The 5186-nt window shown below is 42.4% G+C and carries 4 protein-coding genes; 2 read left to right on the top strand and 2 right to left on the bottom strand.

Annotation, left to right across the window (positions count from 1 at the left end; translation table 11 throughout):
- The first annotated feature begins 21 nt into the window (after positions 1-21).
- Both uhpB and uhpC read left to right on the top strand, forming a co-directional pair.
- On the top strand, positions 22-1533 hold the full coding sequence (gene uhpB / locus BKK50_RS04120; RefSeq protein ID WP_077415582.1) for a signal transduction histidine-protein kinase/phosphatase UhpB: 1512 nt from the start codon (positions 22-24) through the stop codon (positions 1531-1533).
- Between the two features lies 1 nt (position 1534).
- Complete coding sequence (gene uhpC, locus BKK50_RS04115; RefSeq protein WP_077415580.1) at positions 1535-2806, top strand: MFS transporter family glucose-6-phosphate receptor UhpC; 1272 nt, start codon at positions 1535-1537, stop codon at positions 2804-2806.
- 10 nt (positions 2807-2816) lie between these two features.
- Here uhpC and BKK50_RS04110 read toward each other — a convergent pair whose 3' ends face one another.
- Positions 2817-3314: a YbhB/YbcL family Raf kinase inhibitor-like protein gene (locus BKK50_RS04110; protein WP_077415578.1), complete on the bottom strand. Its 498-nt coding sequence runs from the start codon at positions 3312-3314 to the stop codon at positions 2817-2819.
- Positions 3315-3394: 80 nt separating this feature from the next.
- Positions 3395-5020, bottom strand: a complete 1626-nt coding sequence (gene treC, locus BKK50_RS04105; protein WP_077415576.1) for an alpha,alpha-phosphotrehalase — start codon at positions 5018-5020, stop codon at positions 3395-3397.
- Positions 5021-5186: the final 166 nt, after the last annotated feature.

The following is a 5186-nucleotide window of genomic DNA, read 5'->3' as shown; positions in this document are numbered from 1 at the left end:
TTGCATGATCATTAACAGCTTATGACATTCTTCGTTCCCTTCCTTTACAGCGGTTTAATCCTCTTTTGTGCCTATTTTTCTTTATGGGCGATAGCCGATTTCCTCTTGGGAAATCCCTTAATCGCCTTATTATTTTTACCCTTTGCTTTTCGTTTAGGGGTTAATTTACACACGTCAAAGCGCTTTTGGTGGGTGAGTTATGGCGCGGAGTTTTCCGTATTAGGATTATTGGCGTATTCCTTTCCCAATGAATATTATTTGCCGGCCGCTCTGATAAGTGCGGTCAGTTTACCGATTATTTTTCTTATCAAGCCCTATTATCAAGGCAATGAAGTTTACAAACTTATTATTCAGGGGGGATTAGCACTGGTTATTGGTGCGATCAACGGTTTGATTGGCAGCCTTTTTTCTTTCTCTTTTTTATATCTTTTTCTGGTGAGTTTTACGGGAATGGTATTGATGCTTCCCGCTTGCTTTTTAGTGGATGAATATCTCTTTAAACGCCCTTGGGTTCCCCTTACCGCACAATTGATCGATAAACCGATTTCTTTGCGTGCTAAACATATTTTCATCTATATCCTTTTGTTTTTATTAAATATTGTTATTCAAATTTATACGCCGGAAGAATTTCATCGGTTTACCTTATTTTTTCTTTCTGTGCCCATTATTTTGCTCGCTTATGTCTATGGTTGGCAGGGAGCATTACTTGGCACATTATTAAATAGTATTGCTTTAACAGCGACTATGGGTAGTTTTTCCCGAGGGGCATTAACGGATTTATTACTTTCCCTTTCAGGGCAAACCATCACAGGAATTTTCCTTGGGTTGGGAATTCAACAGTTGCGGGATCTCAATCAAAGTTTATCCGCTGAGCTGGCGCGTAACCGCCAGCTCACCCGAAAATTAATCAATACGGAAGAAGCCATTCGTCAAGAAATTTCCCGTGAACTACATGATGAAATCGGGCAAAACATCACCGCCATTCGTATGCAAGCCTCAATGATAAAACGTATAGAACACTCACCGAAAATCAGTCAAGGGGTTGGTATGATTGAGCAACTTTCTCTGAATATCTACGACACCACAAAAGGGTTATTAAACCGTATTCGCCCGAAAATGTTAGATGATATTTCCCTTCAACAAGCGATTGAGAATTTATTTTTAGAACTCGATTTCAAAACGCATGGCATTTCCACCGCACTTTTTTGGGAAAACAAAGACAATGTTAGGCTTGAGCCTATCCAAGAAATCACCCTTTATCGTTTATGTCAGGAAGGGTTGAATAATACGGTCAAATATGCGGAAGCCTCCACAGTGAGCCTTTCTATTATGATTGGTCAAAATATTCAATTGATTATTCAGGATAATGGTAAGGGATTTGACCCAACAAAAGTTAAACAGGGATTGGGTTTAAAAGGCATGCAAGAGCGGGTGGATATTTTATGTGGGACATTTCAGTTAATTTCCCATGAAAAATCGGTTTCATCAAAACAGCACGGCACCACCATTAAGATCACCTTGCCAAGGAATTGATATGACGACATTCTCCTCAAAAATTGACCGCACTTATCCGTATTGGCGCGTGCATTTAATGATCGCGATGTACATTGGTTATGCCGGATTTTATCTCACAAGGAAAAGTTTTAATTTTGCCGTGCCGGAAATGATAAGCGATTTAGGCATTGAGAAAAGTGATATTGGGTTAATGGCAACCTTGTTTTATATCACCTATGGGGTATCAAAATTCTTTTCAGGAATATTTTCCGATCAATCAAACCCACGTCATTTTATGGCTATCGGGCTAATTATGACGGGGATACTCAATATTTTCTTTGGCCTTTCAAATTCTGTCTTGTTTTTGACCGCACTTTGGGTAGCCAATGCTTGGTTTCAAGGATGGGGCTGGCCGGCCTGTTCGAAACTCTTGACGAGTTGGTACTCTCGCAATGAACGGGGGCATTGGTGGTCGATTTGGAACACTGCACATAATGTCGGAGGCGCTTTAATTCCGCTGCTGATTGGCTATGTTACGTTGCATTACAGTTGGCGTCATGGTTTTGTTGTTGCGGGGGGATTAGCCATTGCGATTGGATTTTTTCTGTTGTGGCGATTGCGTAACACACCGGAGGCGATGGGATTACCCAGTATCGGGCATTGGCGAAATGATGAGTTAGAACTGAGCCAAGAATTCCTTGCCCCCCATTTAAATTGGCGGGACATTTTACGCCACTATGTTTTTTTGAATAAATATATTTGGTTGTTGGCACTCAGTTATACCCTCGTTTATGTGGTACGCACCGCAATTAATGACTGGGGGAATATTTATCTCACGGAAAACTATCATTACGATTTGGTTTCCGCCAACAGTGCTTTAGCCTTGTTTGAAGTAGGCGGATTTTTCGGATCTTTGGTGGCAGGATGGGGTTCGGATCGCTTATTTTCCAGTAATCGTGGCCCGATGGCGTTGATTTTTGCCATTGGAATTTTCTTTTCCATTACGGCTTTATGGCTGCTACCAAAGGAAAAAGATATTTTATTAAGCGCACTTTTCTTTGTGGTGGGGTTCTTTGTTTTTGGCCCACAAATGTTAATCGGCATGGCGGCTGCAGAATGTGCCCACAAAAAAACACCCGGCACAGCGACCGGGTTTGTTGGGTTATTTGCCTATCTTGGTGCAGCGATTGCAGGCTATCCTTTAGCGCTGATTGTGCAACAATTCCACTGGACAGGCTTTTTTATCGTGGTGGCTTGTAGTGCCGCCGGTATCGCCCTTTCCTTGTTGCCGTTTTTGAAAGCACAGGGATAGGGTTTACCCGTTAAACATCATAAGTTCCCATCACCACCGCTTGATCCAGAACATGCCCTTGCATGGCAAAGTGGAGATCGTTGAAACGAAAACCCGGTTTGAGATCGAGTTTGGTATCAAGGGCGTAGACGATTAATTCATAACGGTGTAAGCAATTAGGCGGTGCCATACCACCGTAGGCAGAGGCCTCACTAAGCTCAAATTTGCCTAGAACACTTGCCCAAGAGTTTGCCCCTTGCACATAATCGGTCGCACTTTGGCTTTCGTTTTCTTCCACTGAGGTGCGTTCAAGATTAGCGATGAGCCAGTGTATCCACACAAATCCGCTTGCGGTGATCGCATCTTTATCTTCAAGAACCACGGCGAAAGATTTTGTGCCTTTTGGCGCTTCTTTAATGTCAAAGGGAATGGAATAAGTGGGCATACCATTGGGGCTAAATTGTGTCCCACGTTTGCCATATTTATCTTCAAAGATGCCATTTTTAATGGCGGAGCTGGTGACGATCATAATGTTTTCCTCATTAATAAAAAAACGATGGGAAGATATTAGCACATCTTTCCATCGCTTTTGATATTGAGCGGATAATTTTAGCTTAGTAAATAAACGCTCTGATAAGGCATTAACTTCACTTCATTTTCTTCTAATGTCAAATCATTGTAATTATTCATTAATACCTCGCCTTTCACCGCCAACGCCACGCTTTGTGGTTGCTCGCTTAAATTCGCTAACACGGTTAAGGTTTGTCCGTGAGCTTGACGTTGGTATGCCCAAACGGAAGCGTGATTTGGCAATAAATCTGTGTAATCACCCTCGGTCAAAATCGGCAATGCTTTACGAAGTTTGATTAACGCTTGGTAGGTGTAGAATGTTGAATTTTGATCCGCTAAGGCTTTTTCCACGTTAATTTGAGGATAGTTTTTCGCCACATCAATCCAAGGTTTACCGCTGGAAAACCCGGCATTTTCGCTGTCATCCCATTGCACCGGTGTGCGTGAATTATCACGGGATTTTTGTGCCAAAATGTTAATGATAAGCTCGTCATTCACGCCTTTTTCTTTCAGCTCATCATAGGCGTTTAAACTTTCTACATCGCGATATTCTCCAATCGTTGTGAAATTCGGGTTTGTCATTCCAATTTCTTCGCCTTGATAAATATAAGGCGTGCCTTGCATTCCGTGGAGTAACATCGCCAGCATTTTGGCGGAAACCGTGCGAAGTTCTCCCTCATCGCCAAAGCGAGAGACAATGCGGGGCTGATCGTGATTGCACCAGAATAGCGCATTCCACGCCTTGCCGTGCATACCCTGTTGCCAATAGTTAAAAATGGATTTCAGTTCGACAAAATCAGGCTTGGCATATGTCCATTTTTCGCCATTCGGATAATCCACTTTGAGGTGGTGGAAATTGAAGGTCATAGATAATTCCGTGCCGCTTAAATTAGCATAACGCTGGCAATGTTCAAGGCTGGTGGAAGACATTTCACCCACGCTCATTAGCCCGTAAGGGGTGAGCGCATTTTGATTAAGCATTTGCAAGTATTCGTGAATTTTTGGTCCATCCGTGTAAAAACGGCGACCGTCACCTTCAAGATCGTCTTCAAAATGTTCAGGTTTAGAAATTAAATTCACCACGTCCAAACGCAAGCCATCAATGCCTTTTTCTGCCCAAAAACGGCAAATCTCGAACAATTCTGACCGCACTTTTGCGTTTTCCCAGTTTAAATCCGCTTGCTCCGGGGCGAATAAATGGAGGTAGTATTTTTGTGCTTTGTCCGACCATTTCCACGCTGAACCGCCAAATTTTGATTTCCAGTTGGTTGGCTGTTCACGCCAAATATAATAGTCGTGATATTCACTCTTCGGATCTTCGCCTTGTTGGAACCATTGGTGGAAGGTGGAACTGTGGTTAAACACCATATCCATCACGATTCGAATATGGCGTTTGTGGGCTTCAGCAATCAATTGCTCAAAATCCGCCATAGTGCCGTAACTTGGGTCGATTGCACGATAATTGGCAATGTCGTAACCGTTGTCAATTTGTGGCGAAACATACATCGGTGTGATCCAAATGCCATCAATGCCAAGGGTTTGTAAGTAGTCTAAACGTTTGATGATCCCTTGAATATCGCCCGTGCCACTGCCTGTGGTATCTTGGAATGATTTTGGGTAGATTTGGTATATCACACCGTTTTTCCACCATTGCGTGTTGTTCATTTTATTCCCTTTATTTTTTCAATTTGTTGAGAGATTTAATTTGGAAAGAAAGCCCCCCTCTTTAGTAAAAAGAGGGGCGTTTAAGAGCGGTCAATTTTTGCAAAAATTTTACAATATTATGTAGCAGTTGAACAAAGTTGGTTTTTGTTATCTTGTAGGGACACAC

It is taken from the genome of Rodentibacter rarus, assembly GCF_001998965.1.
GTDB classification, from domain to species: Bacteria; Pseudomonadota; Gammaproteobacteria; order Enterobacterales; family Pasteurellaceae; genus Rodentibacter; species Rodentibacter rarus.
This window is presented reverse-complemented; position numbering and strand designations above follow the sequence as displayed.

Coding starts and splice junctions, on each gene's coding strand:
- uhpB (WP_077415582.1), top strand. CDS start 22: ATGACATTCTTCGTTCCCTTCCTTTACAGCGGTTTAATCCTCTTTTGT.
- uhpC (WP_077415580.1), top strand. CDS start 1,535: ATGACGACATTCTCCTCAAAAATTGACCGCACTTATCCGTATTGGCGC.
- BKK50_RS04110 (WP_077415578.1), bottom strand. CDS start 3,314: ATGATCGTCACCAGCTCCGCCATTAAAAATGGCATCTTTGAAGATAAA.
- treC (WP_077415576.1), bottom strand. CDS start 5,020: ATGAACAACACGCAATGGTGGAAAAACGGTGTGATATACCAAATCTAC.